Annotated in this window: 23 protein-coding genes and 1 pseudogene; 15 read left to right on the top strand and 9 right to left on the bottom strand. The window is 65.3% G+C overall.

Going from position 1 to position 19448, the window contains the following annotated elements; all coding sequences use genetic code 11:
• The 3 genes and pseudogenes from A9X00_RS31870 to A9X00_RS12840 form a co-directional block, all read left to right on the top strand.
• A pseudogene (locus A9X00_RS31870) lies at positions 1-203 on the top strand (mammalian cell entry protein); the annotation flags it as partial.
• A complete protein-coding gene (locus A9X00_RS12845; protein ID WP_067153474.1) occupies positions 200-1471 on the top strand; it encodes an MCE family protein in 1272 nt (423 codons plus the stop codon). The pseudogene A9X00_RS31870 and the gene A9X00_RS12845, both read left to right, overlap by 4 nt.
• Positions 1472-3214: an MCE family protein gene (locus A9X00_RS12840; protein ID WP_067153472.1), complete on the top strand. Its 1743-nt coding sequence runs from the start codon at positions 1472-1474 to the stop codon at positions 3212-3214.
• A 58-nt stretch (positions 3215-3272) separates the two neighbouring features.
• Here A9X00_RS12840 and A9X00_RS12835 read toward each other — a convergent pair whose 3' ends face one another.
• From A9X00_RS12835 to A9X00_RS30760, 4 genes are all read right to left on the bottom strand, one after another.
• A complete protein-coding gene (locus tag A9X00_RS12835; RefSeq protein ID WP_067153482.1) occupies positions 3273-3794 on the bottom strand; it encodes a hypothetical protein in 522 nt (173 codons plus the stop codon).
• Positions 3795-3928: 134 nt separating this feature from the next.
• The gene (locus A9X00_RS12830) at positions 3929-4525 is read right to left on the bottom strand and encodes a hypothetical protein (RefSeq protein ID WP_067153470.1); all 597 of its coding nucleotides are present in this window, start codon (positions 4523-4525) and stop codon (positions 3929-3931) included.
• A complete protein-coding gene (locus tag A9X00_RS12825; protein ID WP_067153480.1) occupies positions 4522-5316 on the bottom strand; it encodes a hypothetical protein in 795 nt (264 codons plus the stop codon). Before A9X00_RS12825 ends, A9X00_RS12830 begins: the two co-directional genes overlap by 4 nt.
• A gap of 64 nt (positions 5317-5380) precedes the next feature.
• Positions 5381-5929 (bottom strand): hypothetical protein, encoded by a 549-nt coding sequence (locus A9X00_RS30760; RefSeq protein WP_156772057.1) that lies wholly within the window; start codon positions 5927-5929, stop codon positions 5381-5383.
• 101 nt (positions 5930-6030) lie between these two features.
• Between A9X00_RS30760 and A9X00_RS12820 the strand changes: the two genes are divergently transcribed.
• Positions 6031-6432 (top strand): hypothetical protein, encoded by a 402-nt coding sequence (locus A9X00_RS12820; protein WP_232006787.1) that lies wholly within the window; start codon positions 6031-6033, stop codon positions 6430-6432.
• Positions 6433-6435: 3 nt separating this feature from the next.
• Here the strand turns inward: A9X00_RS12820 and A9X00_RS12815 are convergent, their stop codons facing one another.
• The gene (locus tag A9X00_RS12815) at positions 6436-7029 is read right to left on the bottom strand and encodes a TetR/AcrR family transcriptional regulator (RefSeq protein ID WP_067153466.1); all 594 of its coding nucleotides are present in this window, start codon (positions 7027-7029) and stop codon (positions 6436-6438) included.
• Positions 7030-7128: 99 nt separating this feature from the next.
• Here A9X00_RS12815 and A9X00_RS12810 point away from each other — a divergent pair, with 99 nt between their 5' ends.
• From A9X00_RS12810 to A9X00_RS32505, 5 genes are all read left to right on the top strand, one after another.
• A complete protein-coding gene (locus A9X00_RS12810; protein ID WP_067153464.1) occupies positions 7129-7905 on the top strand; it encodes a hypothetical protein in 777 nt (258 codons plus the stop codon).
• The gene (locus A9X00_RS12805) at positions 7902-8717 is read left to right on the top strand and encodes a hypothetical protein (protein ID WP_067153462.1); all 816 of its coding nucleotides are present in this window, start codon (positions 7902-7904) and stop codon (positions 8715-8717) included. The genes A9X00_RS12810 and A9X00_RS12805 overlap by 4 nt, the downstream gene beginning before the upstream one ends.
• Positions 8714-9292, top strand: coding sequence for a cytochrome c oxidase subunit 3 family protein (locus tag A9X00_RS12800; protein ID WP_067153460.1), 579 nt, complete (start codon positions 8714-8716; stop codon positions 9290-9292). The genes A9X00_RS12805 and A9X00_RS12800 overlap by 4 nt, the downstream gene beginning before the upstream one ends.
• Positions 9292-9579 (top strand): cytochrome C oxidase subunit IV family protein, encoded by a 288-nt coding sequence (locus A9X00_RS12795; protein WP_067153478.1) that lies wholly within the window; start codon positions 9292-9294, stop codon positions 9577-9579. Before A9X00_RS12800 ends, A9X00_RS12795 begins: the two co-directional genes overlap by 1 nt.
• A gap of 169 nt (positions 9580-9748) precedes the next feature.
• Positions 9749-11536 carry a PE domain-containing protein gene (locus A9X00_RS32505; protein ID WP_067153458.1) on the top strand — a complete coding sequence of 596 codons (1788 nt, stop codon included), beginning with the start codon at positions 9749-9751 and terminating at the stop codon, positions 11534-11536.
• 42 nt (positions 11537-11578) lie between these two features.
• On the opposite strand, the gene A9X00_RS12785 is transcribed toward A9X00_RS32505, so the two are convergent.
• Entirely contained in the window at positions 11579-12856 is a 1278-nt protein-coding gene (locus A9X00_RS12785) for a cytochrome P450 (protein WP_067153456.1), read from the bottom strand.
• 186 nt (positions 12857-13042) lie between these two features.
• Between A9X00_RS12785 and A9X00_RS12780 the strand changes: the two genes are divergently transcribed.
• Positions 13043-13744: a TetR/AcrR family transcriptional regulator gene (locus A9X00_RS12780; RefSeq protein ID WP_067153454.1), complete on the top strand. Its 702-nt coding sequence runs from the start codon at positions 13043-13045 to the stop codon at positions 13742-13744.
• Here the strand turns inward: A9X00_RS12780 and A9X00_RS12775 are convergent.
• Complete coding sequence (locus tag A9X00_RS12775; RefSeq protein ID WP_082975160.1) at positions 13660-14022, bottom strand: hypothetical protein; 363 nt, start codon at positions 14020-14022, stop codon at positions 13660-13662. The genes A9X00_RS12780 and A9X00_RS12775 overlap by 85 nt on opposite strands.
• A gap of 50 nt (positions 14023-14072) precedes the next feature.
• Complete coding sequence (locus A9X00_RS12770; RefSeq protein ID WP_067153450.1) at positions 14073-14819, bottom strand: enoyl-CoA hydratase/isomerase family protein; 747 nt, start codon at positions 14817-14819, stop codon at positions 14073-14075.
• A gap of 120 nt (positions 14820-14939) precedes the next feature.
• On the opposite strand from A9X00_RS12770, the gene A9X00_RS12765 reads away from it, so the two are divergent.
• The 5 genes from A9X00_RS12765 (at position 14940) to A9X00_RS12745 (ending at position 19017) form a co-directional block, all read left to right on the top strand.
• Complete coding sequence (locus A9X00_RS12765; RefSeq protein ID WP_067153476.1) at positions 14940-15362, top strand: lipoprotein LpqH; 423 nt, start codon at positions 14940-14942, stop codon at positions 15360-15362.
• Positions 15363-15452: 90 nt separating this feature from the next.
• A complete protein-coding gene (locus tag A9X00_RS12760) occupies positions 15453-16643 on the top strand; it encodes an amidohydrolase family protein (RefSeq protein ID WP_067153448.1) in 1191 nt (396 codons plus the stop codon).
• A 104-nt stretch (positions 16644-16747) separates the two neighbouring features.
• Complete coding sequence (locus A9X00_RS12755) at positions 16748-18199, top strand: FadD3 family acyl-CoA ligase (protein WP_082975158.1); 1452 nt, start codon at positions 16748-16750, stop codon at positions 18197-18199.
• Positions 18196-18822 (top strand): fatty-acid--CoA ligase, encoded by a 627-nt coding sequence (locus tag A9X00_RS12750; protein WP_067153444.1) that lies wholly within the window; start codon positions 18196-18198, stop codon positions 18820-18822. Before A9X00_RS12755 ends, A9X00_RS12750 begins: the two co-directional genes overlap by 4 nt.
• A 9-nt stretch (positions 18823-18831) precedes the next feature.
• Complete coding sequence (locus tag A9X00_RS12745) at positions 18832-19017, top strand: bacterioferritin-associated ferredoxin (RefSeq protein ID WP_067153442.1); 186 nt, start codon at positions 18832-18834, stop codon at positions 19015-19017.
• Here A9X00_RS12745 and A9X00_RS12740 read toward each other — a convergent pair.
• Positions 19014-19448 (bottom strand): thiamine pyrophosphate-dependent enzyme (locus tag A9X00_RS12740; RefSeq protein ID WP_232006785.1); only part of this gene is annotated, 435 nt, incomplete at its 5' end. The two genes, A9X00_RS12745 and A9X00_RS12740, sit on opposite strands and share 4 nt — an antisense overlap.

Below are 19448 nucleotides of genomic sequence, written 5' to 3'. Positions count from 1 at the left end.
ACACCCGCAGCCCGCCCAGGTCGTCGGCCTACACCGGCCTGCCCGGCGATCCGGTCGGACCGCCGGGGGCGGTGCCACCGGCGCCGATCCCGGGCGCGGCGATGCCGCTGCCACCGCCACCGTCGACGCCGATGCCCGCACCACCGCCCCCGGCGGCGAGCGTGTCAGACATGCTGCTGCCGGCCGAAGGGGCAGGGCAATGATGGCCCGGGTCGCGGCGCGGCGGGTGTTCGCCATCGGCTGCTGCGTGGCCGTGACGGCAACGGGATGCGCATTCCACGGCCTCAATTCGCTACCGCTGCCAGGCGCGGTCGGACGCGGGCCGGGGTCCGACATCTACCACGTCGAACTCCCGAACGTCGGGACGATGGAGTCGAATTCGCCGGTGATGGTCAACGATGTCGTCGTCGGCAGCGTGGGCACGATGAGGGTGCAAGGCTGGCACGCCGATGTCGAGATCTCGGTAAAGCGTGATGTCGTCGTCCCGGCCAACGTGGTAGCCACCGTCGGTCAGACCAGCCTGCTGGGGTCGATGCATGTGGAGCTCAATACGCCGCTCGGCCAGCAGGGAAGCGGACGGCTGCGGCCGGGCGCCACCATTCCGCTCAGCCGGTCGTCGGCCTACCCGTCGACAGAGCAGACGCTGTCGTCGCTCGGGGCGGTCGTCAACGGCGGGGGGCTGGGACAGATCGGGGAGATCATCCACAACTTCTCCGCCGCCCTGTCCGGGCGCGAGGGAGCGGTACGTGACCTGATCACTCGCCTCGACACGTTCGTCGGAACACTGGACGATCAGCGTGACAACCTCGTCGACTCCATCCGGGCGCTGAACCGGCTTGCCGGCACATTCGCCGAGCAACGTGACGTTCTCACCCAGGCGCTACGGAAGATACCGCCCGCGCTCGATGTACTGATCAAGGAGCGTCCGCGGCTGACCGCCGCGCTGGACCACCTTCGCGTCTTCAGCAACACGGCGACCCGGTTGATCAACGACTCCCAGGCCGACCTGGTCAAGAACCTGCAAAACCTGGAGCCGACCATCAAAGCGCTCGCCGACGTCGGACCCGAGCTCGGCATCGCGCTCGCGGCGGGTTTCGTGTTCCCGTTCACCCAGAACTTCGTCGACCGAGCGGTGCGAGGCGACTACTTCAACCTGCATGTCGATTTGGACCTGTCGATTCCACGGCTCAAGCGAGGCCTGATGTTGGGAACCCACTGGGGGCAGCTAGATCAGCCGTTGGTACCGGCTCCGGGGGACCCGTATTACCTGCAATACACGCATGATCCGATGCATGACCCCGTGCGGCCACCGTGGGTCGACCCCAACGCGTTGCCGCTGCCCCCGCTGCCCGGGCCTCGGCCGGGTGCGGCCCCGCTGCCGGGGCCTCCGCCGGGTACCGCCCCGCAGCCTGCCGCGGATCTTGGTTCAGCGCCGCCACCGGCAACGGCCCCGACGGAAGGCGGCGGATAAATGCTGACGCGGTTCGTTCGGATTCAGCTGGCGGTTTTCACGATCGTCGGGATCATCGGCGTGATCGCGATGGCCCTCTACTACATCCAAGCGCCGACCCTGCTGGGAATCGGTCGGATGACGGTGACGCTGGAGCTGCCGGCGACCGGTGGCCTGTACCGGTTTTCCAACGTGACCTACCGTGGCGTTCAGCTCGGAAAGGTCACGTCGGTGGGCCTGACGCCGACCGGCGCGAAAGCGACGCTGTCGCTTAGCACTTCACCGAAGGTCCCCGCGGACCTGACAGCGCATGTGCTCAGTGTCTCCGCGGTGGGTGAGCAGTACGTGGACCTGCGGCCTAAAACCGATTCGCCGCCCTATCTGCAGGACGGTTCGGTAATCACGGCGCGCGACACGACGATTCCGCAGCCGGTTGGGCCGATGCTCGACCAGGTCAACGCATTGGTCCAAAGCATCCCGAAGACCAAACTCGGCCAACTGCTCGACGAGTCCTTCCAGGGCTTCAACGGTACCGGCTACGACCTGGGGTCGCTGTTCGATTCCTCGCAGACACTGTCGCGCGACGCCAACGGCGTCGTCGATCGCACCCGAGCCCTCACCGAAGACACTGGGCCACTGCTGGATACCCAAGCGCGCACCACCGATTCGATCAGGACGTGGGCACGTAGCCTCGCGGGGATTACGCAGGTGTTCGCGAACGACGATTCCAACGTTCGCACCATCCTGCGAAACGGTCCCGATGCGGCCAACGAGGCGTCGCGGCTTCTCGAACAAATCAAACCGACGCTGCCGGTGCTGCTCGCCAACCTCACCACCATCGGGCAGATCGGCGTCACCTACCATGCCTCGCTGGAGCAGCTGCTGGTGTTGCTGCCGTCTGCGGTTGCCATCGAGCAGGCCGCCGCGCCGGCAAACCACACCGATGGCATGGCCCAGGGTGACTTCGCGCTCACGATCGACGATCCGCCGATTTGCACGGTCGGTTTCATGCCACAGAACACCTGGCGATCCCCGGACGACCTCAGCGACGTCGACACACCGGACGGGTTGTATTGCAAACTCCCGCAAGATTCGCCTCTTTCGGTTCGCGGTGCCCGCAACTATCCCTGCATGGGTCACCCGGGCAAGCGTGCCCCCACCGTCGAAATATGCAACAGCGATAAGCCGTTCATGCCGCTGGCGATGCGCCAGCACGTCCTCGGTCCCTCGCCCCTGGACCCGAACCTGCTCGCCCAGGGCGTCCCGCCCGATGACCGGGTTACCGTCAACGACAGAATCTTCGGCCCGTTGGAGGGAACGCCGCTGCCGCCGGGGGCGGTACCCCGTGGCACACCGGCCGGGCCGCGGGGAGAAAATCCACCGCCCGGCACGGTGGGGGCAGCCGTTCCCCCGGTGCCGTCGTCGGGGCCTCCCGCACTGGCGCCCTTGTCGAGAATGTCGGCCGACCTTCCGCCTATAGCGCCACTCGACGTCCCTGCGGCTGGGGAACTCCCGCCGCCGCCCGCGGCGCCCGCACCACCTGTTCCTCCCGACGCCGCACCACCCGACGCGCCCGGCGGCGGGCCGCAGGCTGCGCCAAGCGCATTCGATCGTGGGGCCGGTACAGGGGTACCCTCCGTCACGATCGCCCGCTACGACCCGCACACGGGACGTTATGTCGGTCCGGACGGAAAGTTGTACCAGCAGTCGGATCTCGTTGCCCCCAAAGCACCCAAGACGTGGAAGGACATGCTTCCCACCTGACGCAGAGCCGCGATGCGGGTCTGAGAAGCAGCGGGGAAATAAAGCTACGAACGCCCCGTCAGCTCAGCTTGTCCAGGCGCAGGGGCATCGTGATATCAAGCCACTGGTTTTGCCCGCAGGCGCCGGTCGGGCCGACCGTCTTGTCTTTGCCGGCCAAGGTCGACGAGCCGAGCTGATATCCGCCGTATTGGTTCACCGGAAAGAAATAGAAGGTCTGCTGTCCGGGGAACGCGGTACCGTCCTCGCACCGCTCCCAGTTCGGCACTTCGCGCCTAGCCTTCCACATTTGACCGTCATTCATGTAGAGCGGTGCGCTCCATCCCTGGTCGCTGGTCACCAGGCCGTGGCATTCCTGAAACGTGTCGCACGTCGAGCTGATCGTCCAGGTCTGGATGACCGTCGGCTCGCCGAAGTACGTATCATTCCGCTGGGCCCAATCGCCGATGGACGTCGCGCGGAACGTCCCGTTGACGGCCACTTCTTCCTTGGTTGTTGCCCGTGCTATGGATGGCGTGCCCAGACCGCCAAATACGGTGGCGGCCACCAGCGTTGCGGTAGTGAGTGTTCGAACTGAACGCATCAGGCGCTCCTTCACCCGCTTCAATTAACCGGCATTGTTAAGCGGTTTTCGGCATTGCTTGCGGCTTTTCGTGCAATGAGATTAACACCGCTGCGCCCCGGGCAAAATGCCGATTGAACCAAAAATGGCAGCGGTCACGACAGCGGATCCAACTGCGAGATCAGCCAGGAACCCTTGACTTTCGTCACCGTCACGCGGGCGCTGCTCGCGGTTGTCTGCGGTTCCGGATTCGCCTTGCTCGTGGCGGTCTGGTTGATGAACACCAGCACGACGGCCGAATCCGGGTGCAACTCCGAGACGGCGGCCCGAACCACTTTTGCTGTCTCCGTGACCTGCTTCTGCTGTGCCATCGCCGCGATCTGTTCCGTGAATTTGGTGTAGTAGGCGAGAAAATTTCCGGTGAGGTACGACTTCGCCTTGGCGACATCACGGTCCAGGTTTTCGGGAGAGTACGACAGGACCGCCACGGCACCGTCCGACGCCGTCTGGATTGCGCGGCGCGCCGCGGCGTCGCCGACTTGCTGATCGGGGCGGTACAGATGGAAATACAGCCCAACAGCCACGCCCACCGCGGCAGCGACCAATACCGTCGCGACGATGGAACGCCACCGTGCCAAACACCGGCGGGCCCAACGCGTGGCCAGTCCGCCGATGCGCGCGGGTGGCGACGCCATCTCGTCGGACTGTGTGGTTTCCATGCCGTCAACCGACGAGTCATGCTCGACAGTCATTGCAGGAAATCGACTTTCGACATTTTGAGCTGACCGCCGTCCCGCGTGAGGCCGACGCTGAGCCGCCACACGACGGGAGGCCGCTTTGTGTTGTCTGCATTGGTGATATCGGATTTCGCCGCGACAAGCACGACCGCCGAATCGTCGCTCAACGACTCGACGGCGACGGCTTCCACGCTGGCCTTGCTGCTCACCTTCGATTCCTCCGCCTGCTTGGCCATGAGGCCCGACATCACGGACAGTTGGTTCTTGAAGTCGCCCGTAGAGTCGTCGAGGATGCGTTGGATGTCGTCCCTGGCATGGTTGGCGTCGATCGACATGAGAGTGGTGACGCCTTGCCTGGCTGCCGCCGCGAACTCACCGGCGAGCTGCTGCCTATGCACGGCGGTGCGGTGCTGCCACACCATGTAACCGCTAGCGCCGAGCGACGCGGAGGCGAGCAGGATGCCGACGCCGGCGGCAATTGTTTTCCGCCCTGGGCGCCGGAGCCACCGTGGGCGCCCGGGACGCCGCGGCAACCGCAGCCGGAAGCGGCTCGACCTCGCGGGGCGCTGCCCGGCATCTTTGTCGGCCGCGTCCCCGGATTCGGCTGCTTCGCGCAGCTTTAAGACGCGTGCCCGTGCCGCCTCGGCGCGCGCTTCAGCCTTGGCGACTTCGTCTGCTGGGTCCAGTTCGGAGTCGGGGACCATGTCGCCGGGGTCAACCCTTGAGCGCGACTGCGATACGTCGGCATCGGCCACGTCCGCCGGGGCATCAGAATGGTCGACGTCATGCCGCTCCGGATCGTGCACGGAGAAGCAGCTTATCACTTCGCCCGAGCCGAACGGCCTCATCGGCCGGCCTCCTTTGTGGTGCCTACATGCGGAAATGGTCGCTCGCCAGGAGGCGGGCGGATTGCTGAATTGGCGTGAATTTTCGTTTTGCTAATCGGTCTTCTCGGTAGTGGGCCAGTTCGAACGCGAGTAGCGTTAAGCGAACGATGCGCGCCGTGGCTACATGACGTTTTGGGAGAAGACCACCATGCAGACCCGCGATCTCTGCAGCGCCCTGCGGATAATTCGCGCGGGCCGTCAACGCCGTTCCAGCGATGTCGCCGCGGTGGTCGCTACGGCCATCGCCGTGCTGCCGATCGCCTCGGCCGTGCTGATGGGAACGCCAGCGGCTCACGCTGACACCGGCGTCGATGGATACGCTCGTTGCGTCGGGGGCGGCGCCAAGCCGCCGCCGCCGGGGGTAAATGCAGATGTTTGGTTTCCGAGCGTTCATGTGATAGCGACGGATCTTGATAGTGGCGTGCCTTCCGCGCAAATAATTCAGAGATTGGTGGAAATGGGAGTCAGTCCCAATGATGCCGCTACCCGAGTGCAGTGTTTTCTGGCTACCCAGCCGCGCGGAGCGGGGCATTGACGCGATCGGGCACGCCGCGGGCTGCGCGTGGATGGGAAGTTAAAATCGACCCTCTCTAACCAGGAGAATTTTCTTCTCAAGTGTGGCAAAGTAATCGAGTGCGATTCATCGTGGCACTGGCTGCTGCGTTGCTCGGCGTGAGCGTGCTGGCGGCGCCGCCTTCCTTCGCTGGCCCGACGGTCTGCGACTACCCCGCCTGCACACCGGGCATCATGCCGCACCAGGTCCTCGGAGCCCCGTGCGAAAACACCACCTACTACGCCTTCGGTGTCGACGACAGTTACGTTCCGCCCGCCGGGCAGCCCGGCCGGCTGATGTTCTGCGGCTCGCCGAGGCGATACCAGCCGCGGTGGTTCCGGTCGCCGCCAATGGCGGGAGTCAAGGACGAAGGCGCGGCGTGCGAGAACTACCAGAACTATGTCGCGCAGGCCCCCGATGGTCTGTTCCTGATCTGTTATGCCCACGACGGCGTTTTGACCTGGATCCGCGCCGACACGTAGCGGTCAGTCGTGGCCTTGCCGGGGGAGGCCGAGCAGGCGCCGGCTCAAATCGGTAACCCGGTCGAGCAGCGTGTCGTCGTCGATGTCGGCCACCAGTGGGTGCATGACGGCGGTGCTGATCGCGCCGGAGAACATGGCCGCCTCGATCCGTCCGTCCAAGCCGGCGTCGCTCAGCAGCACCTTATAGAGGCGCTCCATAAACCGTTGCAGCGGCTCGTGTTCGGCGAGCAGGCGAACCACGACCGGATCGAATTGCAGCGTCCGCACCAACCTCCGGTCGCGAACCGCCATCTCGACCATGCGCACCAGAAGCGCGTCGCGGGCTTCCAGCCCGTCGTCGTGTGCCTCGGCTTCCTCGAGTGCGGGGCCCAGCCGGAAGAGTTCGCGCTCGGTGACAGCGAGGACGATCTGTTCCTTGGTGCGGAACTGGTGGTAGACAGCGGCTTTCGTCACCCCGACGGCGTCGGCGATCATCTGCAAGGACGTACCGCTGACGCCGTGCTGGGCGAACAGGTCCAGCGCGGCGTCGAGCACGCGGGTCCGGGCCGCGCTGTACTGGACGATCCGCCCTTCGGTGCTCTGCCGTGCCGTTGTCACACAACGAGACTAGACGACGCTATTGACCGAGGCTAGCCGATCGGCTAGTTTCGCTGACGGGCCGGATAGGCGGGCGACCGCGTGCGGGAAGGGGTACCGATGTCCGACGTGGGCGGGGGCGAAGGGGTGGCGCGCCGCGGCGCCCTGAGGCGGACCGATGGTGAGCTGATCCTGCTGTGGACATTGCCCGCGACGGTGATCATCTGGGTCGGCTGCTTCCTCCTGTTTCCGGGATTCAATCCGCCGATGTCACCCAGCATGTCGGCGGGACAGGTGGCCGCGTTCTATCGCGATCCGGCGCACCTGCCCCAGATCCGCTACAGCATGATCGTCTTCAATTGGTTCGGCGTCTGCCTCGTCCCCGTCCTGGTTCTGATCGCGCTGCAGATCCGCCGGATGGCACATCGCACGCCGATCTTCTCCTATGCGATGTTGGGTTGCGTCTCCGGTGGCCCGACTCTGTTTCTCGTCGCCAACGTCTGCTGGCTGCTGGCCGCTTTCCGTCCCGAAAGAAGCCCGGAGTTGACTCAGCTGCTCAACGACTTCGGCTGGATCACGTTCACCATCGTGGTCCCGTTTCTGATCGGGCAAAGCGTAATCCTCGCCGTGGCAATCTATTTCGACGATCAGCCGCAGCCGATATTTCCCCGCTGGGTGGCCCACTTCAACCTGCTGGTGGCGGCCGCGCTGGTGCCCGCCTCCTTCGTCGGTGTGTCGCTGACCGGACCACTGGCGTGGGACGGCTTCTTGACGTTCTGGGTGAAAAACGTTGCGATCGCCGTCTGGATCATCGTGATGGGCTTGGTTCTGGGACAAGCCATCTACCGGGAGCGCGCCGACAACCGCCGGCACGGCGACGAATTGGTGGACGCGTGAGTGCCCTAGCGGCGCCGACGGTTTCCCCGGCCACGCCCCCGTCGGGGCCACTGCCGCAGCGGATTGCCTGGCACCTGTGGCGCGGGCCCAAGCGCGAGCTGTGGCTGGCCTGGGCGGCAATGATGGTCTTCTATAACGCGTTCTTCCCGGTGTTCTTCATCGTGGCGCAGGTTCAGCCGCCACCACAGCCGACCTGGGATCTCGCGACGCAGGTGCACTGGTTCTCCGAGCGCCACCTCGGGATACCCGTTGGATTCGGCGTCATCTTCGCCATCAGCGGGTTGATCGCGACCAACAACGCTCTCATCGCGTACTCGATGCGGCGGATGTCGGTCAGCCGCGTGTTCGGGTATTCGTATCTGCTTATCTACTCGTTCAGCGCGGTTCCCGGGATGCTGCTGCTCAACATCGCGCTGGTTGTCGGGACGCTGCGTCCGGACCGCGACCCCGAGGCGATCGGTTGGCTCTACGACTTCGCCTTCCTGTCTTTCGACGGAACGATGGGAGTGTTCCTGATCGGCTCGCTGATCTGGATGCTCGCGATACTGCTGGACAAGAATCGGGTGTTCCCAAAGTGGTTCGGCTATCTCAACCTGTGCAACGCGCTGACCGAGGTCGTCGTGGCGCCGTGCTGGATCTTTCGGCGTGGCGTGTTGGCGTGGAATGGCCAGATCGCCTGGTGGCTCGACATGGTCGTGTTCGGCGTCTACCAAGTCACCTTCATCGTCATGCTCTTTCAGATGATCCGGCGTGAGGACTTCGGTACCGGGCCGATGCCCGATCCCGCGCGCATGAGGGCGGCCGCGTCATGACCGACCTCGCCGCGAAGGGCAAGAGCGCCCGGTTCGTGCCCGGACAGCCCGACATGTGGGCCTTCGTGTTGTTCGAGACCCTCGTCTTCACAGGGTATTTCGGCTTCTATCTGTTCTATCGCGCCCGAAGCCCCGAGCTCTTCCTGCATTCCCAGGCGCAGCTGGACCTGCGTATCGGAGTCTTCAACACGCTCGTTCTGCTGCTGAGCTCGTGGTCGGTGGCGCGGTGCGTCCAGTCGTCCCGCGCCGGCGCCTACCGGCAGGCGCTCAGAGACGCATTCATCACCGCTGGGTTCGCCGCAGTGTTCCTTTTTTTCAAGGTGTTTGAGTGGGTGCGGTTGGTCCGCGCGGGAAATGGATTGGACAGCAATGACTTCTTCACCTATTACTTCTTCCTGACCGGAATCCACTTCGTGCACCTGCTGATCGGCTTCGTCGTGCTGGGCGTCATCGTCTACCGACTTCGGAGTCCAGCTGGGAGATCCCAGGAGTTGGTCGAAACGTGCGCCACCTACTGGCACACCGTCGACTTCCTCTGGGTGCTCATCTTTGCGTTGCTGTACGTGGTGAGGTGATCGGCATCAAATTCAACAAGAGGCTGTTGGTCGTCTGGCTCGTGCTGGCGTCGTTGACGCTGGCCTACCTCTGGATCGATCATTCGCTCGACGGAACGCTGCGGGCCAGTGCGGTGGTCACGTCGAGCGTGATCGTGATCGCACTCGTCAAGGTGCGCATCATCTTTCGGGAGTTCATGGAGGTGCGTCAGGCTCCCGCCCTGCTGTGCCGACTCACGGACGCCTGGGTCGTGCTGATGGCCGTCGCGCTGCTCGGCTGCTATTTCATCGGCAGGACGCTCGCCTAATAATTAGGGCGCGGTTGTCAACACGCTTGACGTGAACGCGCGTAGTGTCATGCAGATATACGTCTTGCATAACGGTTGAATAACGGTTATCTGGTGGCGCCTTTGGCGTTTCGTGAACGCTCAATAGCATCTGCCAGATCTCGTAATACGCCGACAATCGGGTGGCGCCATGACGTTTCTCATTGCCGCACCGGCGACGGTGGCCGCGGCGGCCACGGAGCTGGCGGGTATCGGTTCGACACTGACGGCGGCCCACGAGCTCGCGGCAGCCGGAACCACCGCGGTGCTGCCCGCCGCCGGCGATGAGGTGTCGGCCGCGATCGCGTCGCTGTTCTCCGGCTACGCCCGGGCCTATCAGTCGCTGAACGCGCGGGCGGCGACCTTCAACCAACAGTTCGTGCAGGCGTTGAACGGTGCGGCGAACGCGTATGCGGTCGCGGAGGCGGCCAACGCCTCACCGTTGCAGGCCCTGGAGGGGGATGTGCTGGGTCTGATCAACGCGCCCACGAACGCGATTCTGGGTCGTCCACTGATCGGAAACGGCGCCGACGGGGCGCCGGGAACCGGGCAGCCCGGCGGGCCGGGCGGGCTGCTGGCCGGCAACGGCGGCAACGGTGGGTCTGGCGACACTGGCCGGCCCGGCGGCCGGGGCGGTGACGCCGGCCTGTTCGGCAACGGCGGCCGGGGCGGCGCCGGCGGACCCGGCACGGTCGGTGCCGCGGGCTCGCCGGGTGTCAACGGCGGCAACGGAGGGGCCGGCGGCGCGGGCGGCCACGGCGGTCTGTTTTTCGGTGACGGGGGCATCGGCGGTAACGGCGGCGACGGCGGTGACGGTGCCGTGGGCGGCAGCGGCGGTGCGGGCGGTGCGGGCGGCCAAGGTTCGGCGATGTCCGGCCATCAGGGCGCCAACGGTGGCAAGGGCCATGACGGGACCAGCCTCGGCGGCGGCGCCGGCGATCCCGGCACCGGCGGTCCTGGCACCGGCGGCACTGGTTCGGGCGTCTACTCGCCCTACGTCGACATCACGCTCTGGCCCGGTCCCAACGGATATGACTTCGCGACGGCCGCCCAGCACGGAGTCAAAAACGCCACGCTTGCCTTCATCAACGCCGACCCGAACGGCAATGCCTCCTGGGGTGGCTACTCGGCCTACGACGTAACGGGCGGCTCCCAGAGCGCTTTCATCGATAACCAGATCGCCAACATGAAAGCCGCCGGCATCAACGGGACCATCTCGTTCGGCGGCGCGTTCGGCACCGATCTGTCTGCCGTCAACGGTCAGACCCCCACCGCGCTGGCGCAGCAGTACGCGTCGATCGTGAACACCTACAAGATCTACAACCTCGACTTCGACGTCGAAGGTGCGTTGCAGGGCAACACCCAAGCGATGAACACCCAATCGAAGGCCATCGCCATCCTGCAGCAACAGGAGGCGGCCAACGGCACGCCCGTGACCGTCTCGTACACGCTCCCGGTGCTGCCCACGGGCCTGGTCGAGGGGCAGGGCGGCGGGCTGAGCGTAATCCAGACCGCTACGGCCAACGGCGTCAACGTATCCCGGGTGAACATCATGGCCATGGACTACGGCAACGGTTTCGACCAGACCGGCAACCCCGGCATGGGCGCGTACGCGATCGATGCCGCGACGGCCACCCATACCCAGTTGATGACGCTCTACCCGTCGCTGACCAGCCAGCAGGCCTGGCACATGCTCGGGGTGACGCCGTTGATCGGAATCAACGACGACCCCAGCGAAATCTTCGGCATCGCCGATGCCCGGCAGCTGACCACCTTTGCCGAGCAGCACGACATCGGCGAGCTCTCCATGTGGGAACTGCCCCGCGACCAGACCGGCACGTTGGGAGCGGTGGACGCCGTCGACGGCAGCGGGATCGCGCAAACCCCGTTCGAGTTCTCCGGGATCTTCGAGCAGATCGAAACCGCATCCCAACCCTGACGCCCGCACCGGTTGGGCTCGGCGGTTGGGCCGGGACCGCCCTTAGCCGTTCGGCGTGAAGGTGAGGTGGAGTTCGCTGAGCCCGCGCAGGATGTACGTCGGCTCATAGGTGTAGCGACGATCGTCGGCCGGGCCGTGCTTGGCCTCGCTGATCTTGATGTCGCTCATCCGGTCCAGGATGCGCTCGATGGAGACCCGGCCCTCCACCCGCGCGAGCGGGCCGCCCGGACACGAGTGCACGCCGCGCGCGAACGCCATGTGCTCGCGCACATTCTTTCTGCGCAGGTCGAACTCGTGCGGATTGTCGAACCGGCGCGGGTCGCGGTTGGCCGCGCCCGGCAACACCATGACGACGGTGCCGGCGGGAATGTCGACGCCACCCACCGCGGTGGCCCTGCGCGCCAACCGCGAGTCGCTCTTGACCGGGCTGTCCATTCGCAGCGATTCCTCGATGAACCCGGGAATGAGGCTGCGGTCGTCGCGCAGCTGCTGCTGGATGTCGGGCCGCTCGCCGATCACCTGCAGCGCGGCGCTGAGCAGCTTGGCGGTGGTCTCCTGTCCGGCGGCGAAAAGGAATGTGGCGGAACGAACTACCTCGATGACCTCGGGTGTGGACCCGTCGGGGTACTTCGCCGTCGCCAGGGACGTCAGGACGTCGTTGCGCGGTTCGCGTCGCCGGTCCTCGATGTAGGTGCAGAACTTGTCGTCGAGCCACTCCAGCGGGTTGATGCCGATCGACTCATGGTCCAGGGCGCCCACCCGCGCGTCGGGGCGGTCGGCGCCCAGGACGACGCGGAACTCCTTGTGGTCCTCCTCGGGAACGCCGAGCAGGTCGGCAATCACCAACGTGGCGAACGGCTTTGAGTATTCGCTGATGAACTCGCATTCGCCGTTGGTCAGGAACTCATCGAGCTGACGGTCGGCGAGGCGCCACATGAACTCCTCGTTCTGCTTCAGCCTGCTAGGCGTCAGCAGCTTGCTGAGCACCGAGCGGGCGCGGGTGTGATCCGGGGGATCCATCGTCACCATGTGCTCGAACATGGGGAAGTAACTGCGGTGCTCGTCGATCTGAGGACTGATGTCGTCGCCCTCGGGTTGGAACGGCAGCGGCGGGAACGGCCCGCCGAGCGCGACGATGTTCGAGAACGTGTCCGGGTCCTTGTAGACCTCGCAGGCCTCGTCGTAGCCGGTGACGGCGACGACCCCGTGGTGCGGCAGCCGCAGCACCGGGTTCTGGCTGCGCAGGTAGTCGAAGTAGGGGTGCGGGTCGGGCACCAGCGATTGATCGGTGAAGAAGTCGATCGTGTCGAAGCTGCTCATAGGACTCGTCTCCCTGGGCTGTCTACCGGTGAGGTTCGGCGGCAAGCGGCACCGCCCCCGATTCCGAAAGGCAAAATGTGCTGAGCACCTGCTTAGCATGGCGGTATTGTCAGGGTCAAGGCCGCAACGCGGGGCCGCGCTACGATCCGTGGGGTTGGCATCAACGCAGAAATACGGAGCAGGGATATGACTTCGGCCCGCAGGATCGGGGCGCCGGACGCGAAGAATCGTGCCCTGCTGCTCGACGCTGCCGAGCGGTTGATGATCGAAGAAGGCTACGCCGCGGTGACGTCGCGCCGTCTGGCGAGCAAGGCGGGTTTGAAACCACAGCTGGTGCACTACTACTTCCGGACCATGGACGAGTTGTTTCTCGAGGTCTTCCGCCGCCGCGCCGAAGAAGCCCTCGAGGTGCACGCGCAGCTGATGAAGTCGCCGCAGCCGCTGTGGGCGCTGTGGAGATTCGGCACCGATCCCGCATTCACCCGTATTTCGATGGAGTTCATGGCGCTGGCCAACCATCGCAAGGAGATGCGAGCCGAAATCGCTTATTACGCAGAGCGTTTGCGCGAAGAGGAACGGCAAATGGTGACGACTGCGCTGCAGCAGTATGGAGTCACCAGAGAAGAGATGCCGCCGGTAGTCGTTGCCGTGCTCATGTCCAGCTTGTCGAGATTCCTGGTGCTCGAGCATGCGATCGGCATGTCCAACGGTCACGCCGAGACCGTGCAATTAGTCGAAGATCATCTGCGTCGCCTGGAAGGCGAGCCACAACCGATCGAGGGCGTACCGCAGACCTGGGTGGTTCACCAATTCCGCAGCGAGCAAAGCGCGCCTTTGGGGCCGCCGTTGGATACGACGACGGCCCCGTCCACCGCTAGAACACAGTGAATTCCCGGCGTGCCGGGCTCCGTGCCGGTGCTCGCCACGACCATCGCGTAGTGGTCGGGGTCCGTCATGTCCAGATCGAAGGTCCACGGTTTGCCTGGAGCGATATCGACATCGACGTGGGGTGTGAACGAGTAGGGATTGTGGCTGTAATCGGAGAATCTGGCCGGCTGGTGGTCCAGGTAGTAGATGTCCGTGTAGATCGGATTCTCGGCCGTGACGGCGTACTTGACGTGATGCATGACCGGGTCGGCATGGGCCCGTCCGGTACTCACCAGCAATCCGGCCACTACGACCAACATCGCCGAGCCGGCACACAACAATCTGTGCATCATGTCGCTCCTCTGGTTTCCGGGCGCGAGTCGGCGGTGCGGTTCATCACCCGCTCTGCGGCCTGCCAGTGTGCGTCGGCAACCCACAGCCGTGCAAAGGATGCTATCGCCTCGTCGCGCGAAACTCCGCTGATTACGCGCTTTATTTCCATCGCTGGGCGACGAGCCAGCGACCTCGCGATCGATCGCCAGCCCTCGTCGAACGATGATCGCGGCAGCACCAGGTCCACCAGGCCTATGCGCTCGGCGTCGACGGCGCTGTAGGCGGTTCCCGACCCGGCAAGCAGCAGCGCCCTTCCCTTGCCGACGAGCGCGGCCAGCCGCTCGGCGCCACCCCAGGCCGGCATGATTTCCAGATCCACTTGGTTGAAGGCGATCTTGATGTCGTCGGCGGCCACCCGGATGTCCGCGGCGACGGCGACCTCGGCGCCGCCGCCGAAAGCGTGGCCATTCAGCGCGGCGATCACCGGAGCGGGAAACTGGGCGAGCTGATCGCAGATCGACCGCATCCGTTCGGCCATCGCCGAGGCGTCCTCCTTGGTCCGCAGCGCGCTCAACTCCTTGAGATCACCGCCGGACACGAAAGCGCGATCACCGGCGCCCCTGATCACGAGGGTTCGCGCGCCGGCCGCCGCATCGAGCGCCTTCTCCAACTGCCCCATGGTGTCCAACGAGATGGCATTGCGGGCGTGGGGGCGATCGATGGTGAGCACCGCCAACCCGTCGTCGAATTCGAGGTCCACCATGCGTTATCGCTCCAAGATAAGGACAATCGCAGACCGTCCGATATTGGCATTCTCTTTGCCGGAGAATAACATCATCGCAATAGGCCCAGTACTTTCGTGACCCAGGATCGAGGCGGCCCGGTGCGCAACCGATTCCCGACGGTGGCCACTGCCGCGCTCGCCGTCGTTCTTCTCGCGTCATGCACGCCGCGGCCGCAAACGCAGCTGTCCGGCACGGCATCGGTGAACATCAACGGAAACGGTGCGGATTTTCATATCGTGAAGTGCAGCCAGGTGGAATGGATCCGCATGATCGACATCGGCAGCGATTACGCCGGGGCCAAGATCGTCATCGACCAGCGAGCGGAGCCGGTAACCGCCGAGTCCGTGCGGATCCACAATCTGGCCGGCTTCACCGGCATGTACTCGCGTGGTGGCGCGGGCGACGCCGTGCTGACTCTGAGAGACGACAAGGTCACGATCACGGGTACGGCCAACGGCTACCAGACCGACAAGCCGAATGAACCGGCGTCCGCCCCGTTCAAGATCACCGCAACCTGCTGACCACGCCCCACTCGGCGTGCGGGCAGGGGGCATGTTGCGGACGGATGCCGCTAGAGAATAGTATTCTCGTAAATTGCGAAGGAGGATCTCATGGGGCAGTTGTCACACCGGGAAGACGTCCCGTTTCCAATCTTTGACGCGGATAACCATCTGTACGAGCCGCCGGAGGCACTGACCAAGTTCCTGCCCAAGCAGTACAAGGACTTCGTCCAGTACGTCCAGGTCAACGGGCGGACGAAGATCGCGATCCGCGGCCACATCAGCAACTACATTCCCAACCCGACCTTCGAGGTCGTCGCCCGGCCTGGCGCCTGGGAGGAGTACTTCAAGTACGGCAACCCGGAGGGCAAGAGCAAGCGCGAGCTGTTCGGTGAGCCGATGCGCGCGATCCCAGCGTTCTTCGAGCCCGGCCCGCGGCTGGAGAAGATGAACGAGCTGGGCCTGGACCGCACCCTGATGTTCCCGACGCTGGCCAGCCTGCTCGAGGAGCGGCTGCGCGACGACCCGGTTGCCATCCACGTCCTGATCCATGCGCTGAACGAATGGCTCGACGAGGTCTGGGGCTTCAACTACGAGAACCGGATCTTCACCACCCCGGTGATTACCCTGCCGATCGTCGAGAAGGCGATCGAGGAGCTGGAGTGGGTGGTCAAGCGCGGCGCCCGCTGCATCCTGATCCGCCCGGCTCCGGTCCCCGGCTTCCGCGGGCCCCGGTCGTTCGCGCTGCCCGAGTTCGACCCGTTCTGGGAGCGCGTCGTCGAGCACGACCTGCTGGTCGGCATGCACTCCAGCGACAGCGGCTACTCCCGCTACACCTCCGAGTGGGACGGCGCCGAACAGGAGATGCTGCCGTTCCAGACCAACGCGATGGGCATCCTCAACGAGTGGCGGCCGATCCAGGACGCGGTGGGCTCGTGGGTGATCCACGGCGCGCTGTACCGCCACCCGAAGCTGAAGGTCGCGATCGTCGAGGCCGGTTCGAAGTGGATGACCCCGCTGTTGGACGGCCTCGCCGAGGTCTTCCGGAAGGCCCCGGAGGCCTTCCCCAGCGATCCGGTCGAGATGGTCAAGAACCGCATCCACGTCAGCCCGTTCTTCGAGGACGGCATCGACGACTTGGTCAACCTCGTCGGTGTGGACCGGGTGCTCTACGGCTCGGACTGGCCACACCCGGAAGGCCTGGCGGAGCCGACGTTCTACGTCAACGCGCTGTCGCACCTGTCCGTTGAAGACCAGGCGAAGATCATGGGCGGCAACCTCGGTCGGCTCGTCACGGTGTGACGCACCGGCCCACCCCGGCCGGCGACGATTCAGAGCGCGCAGCGCGATGAGGAGGAGTCGGCCAATCGAACGCCGGCCGGTGACGATTCAGAGCGCGCAGCGCGATGAGGAGGAGTCGGCCAATCGAACCTGAGTGGGACACCATCCCCGAGATGGTCTTGAGCGCGGCGGACCGTTTCGGTGACGCGGAAGCGGTTGTCGACGGTCCGCTGCGCTTGACGTTCAACGAGGTTGTCGAGCGGATCCGTTGCGCCGCAGGCGCGTTCGCGAACCTCGGAGTCGACAAGGGTGACCGCGTCGCGATCTGGGCGCCCAACTCGGCGGAGTGGATCATCGCGGCGTTCGGGCTGCTCACCGCGGGCGGCGTGCTGGTGCCGGTCAACACGCGGTTCAAGACCGAAGAAGCCGGCGACATCATCGCCCGCAGCCGCGTCAAGGCCGTCCTGGTGCAGAAGGGCTTTCTCGGCCAGGACTACACGGCACCGGCGGGGACACCCGTCATCGACCTGAAGTCCGACTTTCTTTCCAGCGGTTCCCCGTTCGAGCGGGCGGTCGGCGGCAACGACATTTCGGACATCATCTTCACCTCGGGCACGACCGGCCGCCCGAAGGGCGCGATGATGAATCATCGCCAAACCCTGCGGATGTATGAGGAGTGGGCGACCCTCGCGGATCTGCGCCGAGACGACCGCTACTTGCAGATCAACCCGTACTTCCACACCTTCGGCCTGAAGGCCGGACTGGTCACGTCCTTCCTGCGCGGGGCGACGATGCTGCCGGTCGCGGTGTTCGACGTCGACACGGTGGTGGATCTGATTGCGCGCGAAGGCATCACGATGCTGCCCGGGCCGCCGACGCTGTACCACTCGCTGCTGACGATTCAAGACAAGTCCAACCTGTCCACCCTTCGGGCCGGTGTGACCGGTGCCGCGGACATCCCCGTCGAGCTGGTCCGTCGCATCCACGACGAATTGCCGTTCCAGACGCTGATGACCGGTTACGGGCTGACTGAGGCCGGCAACGTCACCCTGTCGCTGCCCGGCGATTCCTTCGAGGACGTGGCGACCACCGCGGGTGTGCCCTGCGAGGGAGTCGAAGTGAGCATCGCCGACGACGGGGAGGTGCTGGTTCGCGGCTACGGCGTCATGCAGGGCTACCTCGACGATCCGGTCGCCACGGCGGAGGCGATCGACGGCGACGGCTGGCTGCACACCGGAGATCTGGGCAACTTCACCGAGGCGGGCCGCCTGCGGATCGTCGGTCGCAAGAAGGACATGTTCATCGTCGGCGGATTCAACGCCTACCCGGCCGAGATCGAAGGATTCCTCCTCGAGCACTCCGCGGTCGCGCAGGCCGCCGTGATCGGAGTTCCCGATGAGCGCCTGGGCCAAGTGGGTAAGGCCTTTGTGGTGGCGAGAACCGAGGTGTCCGCCGACGACCTGCTAGCGTGGTGCCGAGGTCGGATGGCGGGATTCAAAGTGCCTCGATTTATCGAGTTTCGCGACGAGCTGCCGCTCAACGCCACCGGGAAAGTGATGAAAGACGAACTCCGTTGAGCACCGGTGACATTCACTCGATGGTGATCGCATCGGACTATCGCATCCCGGACCCGACCAGGGTGTGGCCGCTACTCGAGCGCAACAAGGCGGCGCTCGCCGACATCGGCGCCCACCACGTGCTGGTGTACACGTCCACCCACGAGCACGGGCGTGTGCTGGTGATGATCGGGGTGCACAGCCGCGAGCCCATCGTGGAGCTGCTGCGCTCGCGCGTCTTCTTCGACTGGTTCGATGCCGCCGGCGTCGAGGACATACCCGCGGTCTTTGCCGGCGAGATCATCGACAGATTCGTTCCGCGACCATTGCCCAAACCGGCCGCGCCCGGCGTAGTGGTGTGCGCGATCGCATCCGTCGAGGACGTGGCGACCCTGACCGCGGGATTTCGCTCGGCCATGGACGGGCTCGCCGGGGCCGGCGTCCGAAAGACCTCGGTATTCCAGGCTTTCGACGACGACCACGAGGTGCTGATCCTGTCGGAGTTTCCCGACGAGGTCGCCGCTCAGCGTTGGATCGACCATCCCGACGCCGCGGCGCAATGGATGTCGGGCGTGGGCGTCGGCGCCCACCCGCCGGTGTTCGTCGGCCGTCTTTTCGACACGATGCGCATCGAGGACGACTGAGCGCGGCTGATGTTCGTCTGTCTGTGCAACGGCATCACCAGCCATACGGTTGCCGAATGTGTCGCCGCAGGTGCCGCCACGACCAAGGAGGTCGCCCAGGCGTGCGGGGCCGGCGCCGATTGCGGGCGCTGCCGGCGCACCGTGCAGGCGATGCTGCGCGCGTCGACCCCGGACCGGACGGGGCGCTCGCGCTAGGCTTTTGCGCGGCGCGCGTTACCCTCCGGGGGCGACATGGATCCGACGAGTTGGCCGAGCAGACGGGGGATCTCCAGCCGCGGCAAGACCACCTCGACGAACACCATGCGGTCCTGATGCTGCGCCGCCGCGGTGAACGCGTCGTCGAGTTCGCCGTAGGTCTGCGCGCGGAACGCCAGGTGGTTGGAAACCCCCAGCGCCTGCGGGACGTCGGTCCACCTCCAGCTCACAATGTCGTTGTAGGGGGCCGTCTTTCCATGAATAGCCCGTTCGACGGTGTAGCCGTCGTTGTTTACGACCACGATGACCGGGGACAGCCCCTCGCGCGAGAAGATGCCGAGCTCCTGTACGGTCAGCTGCGCGGCGCCATCACCGATCAGCAGCACCGTCCTGCGGTCCGGATGCGCCACGGCAGCCCCGACCGCCGCGGG

The sequence above is a fragment of the Mycobacterium sp. 1245805.9 genome, assembly GCF_001672915.1.
Lineage (GTDB): Bacteria > Actinomycetota > Actinomycetes > Mycobacteriales > Mycobacteriaceae > Mycobacterium.
Note: the sequence above shows the minus strand (reverse complement) of the source record. Positions and strands in the feature narration are given on the sequence as shown.

Excerpts from the sequence above, each read along its gene's own strand:
- A9X00_RS12845 (WP_067153474.1), top strand. The coding sequence starts at position 200 with ATGATGGCCCGGGTCGCGGCGCGGCGGGTGTTCGCCATCGGCTGCTGC.
- A9X00_RS32505 (WP_067153458.1), top strand. The coding sequence starts at position 9,749 with ATGACGTTTCTCATTGCCGCACCGGCGACGGTGGCCGCGGCGGCCACG.
- A9X00_RS30760 (WP_156772057.1), bottom strand. The coding sequence starts at position 5,929 with ATGCCCCGCTCCGCGCGGCTGGGTAGCCAGAAAACACTGCACTCGGGT.
- A9X00_RS12785 (WP_067153456.1), bottom strand. The coding sequence starts at position 12,856 with ATGAGCAGCTTCGACACGATCGACTTCTTCACCGATCAATCGCTGGTG.
- A9X00_RS12760 (WP_067153448.1), top strand. The coding sequence starts at position 15,453 with ATGGGGCAGTTGTCACACCGGGAAGACGTCCCGTTTCCAATCTTTGAC.
- A9X00_RS12770 (WP_067153450.1), bottom strand. The coding sequence starts at position 14,819 with ATGGTGGACCTCGAATTCGACGACGGGTTGGCGGTGCTCACCATCGAT.
- A9X00_RS12800 (WP_067153460.1), top strand. The coding sequence starts at position 8,714 with ATGACCGACCTCGCCGCGAAGGGCAAGAGCGCCCGGTTCGTGCCCGGA.
- A9X00_RS12835 (WP_067153482.1), bottom strand. The coding sequence starts at position 3,794 with ATGCGTTCAGTTCGAACACTCACTACCGCAACGCTGGTGGCCGCCACC.
- A9X00_RS12780 (WP_067153454.1), top strand. The coding sequence starts at position 13,043 with ATGACTTCGGCCCGCAGGATCGGGGCGCCGGACGCGAAGAATCGTGCC.
- A9X00_RS12840 (WP_067153472.1), top strand. The coding sequence starts at position 1,472 with ATGCTGACGCGGTTCGTTCGGATTCAGCTGGCGGTTTTCACGATCGTC.
- A9X00_RS12755 (WP_082975158.1), top strand. The coding sequence starts at position 16,748 with ATGAGGAGGAGTCGGCCAATCGAACCTGAGTGGGACACCATCCCCGAG.
- A9X00_RS12810 (WP_067153464.1), top strand. The coding sequence starts at position 7,129 with ATGTCCGACGTGGGCGGGGGCGAAGGGGTGGCGCGCCGCGGCGCCCTG.
- A9X00_RS12830 (WP_067153470.1), bottom strand. The coding sequence starts at position 4,525 with ATGACTGTCGAGCATGACTCGTCGGTTGACGGCATGGAAACCACACAG.
- A9X00_RS12745 (WP_067153442.1), top strand. The coding sequence starts at position 18,832 with ATGTTCGTCTGTCTGTGCAACGGCATCACCAGCCATACGGTTGCCGAA.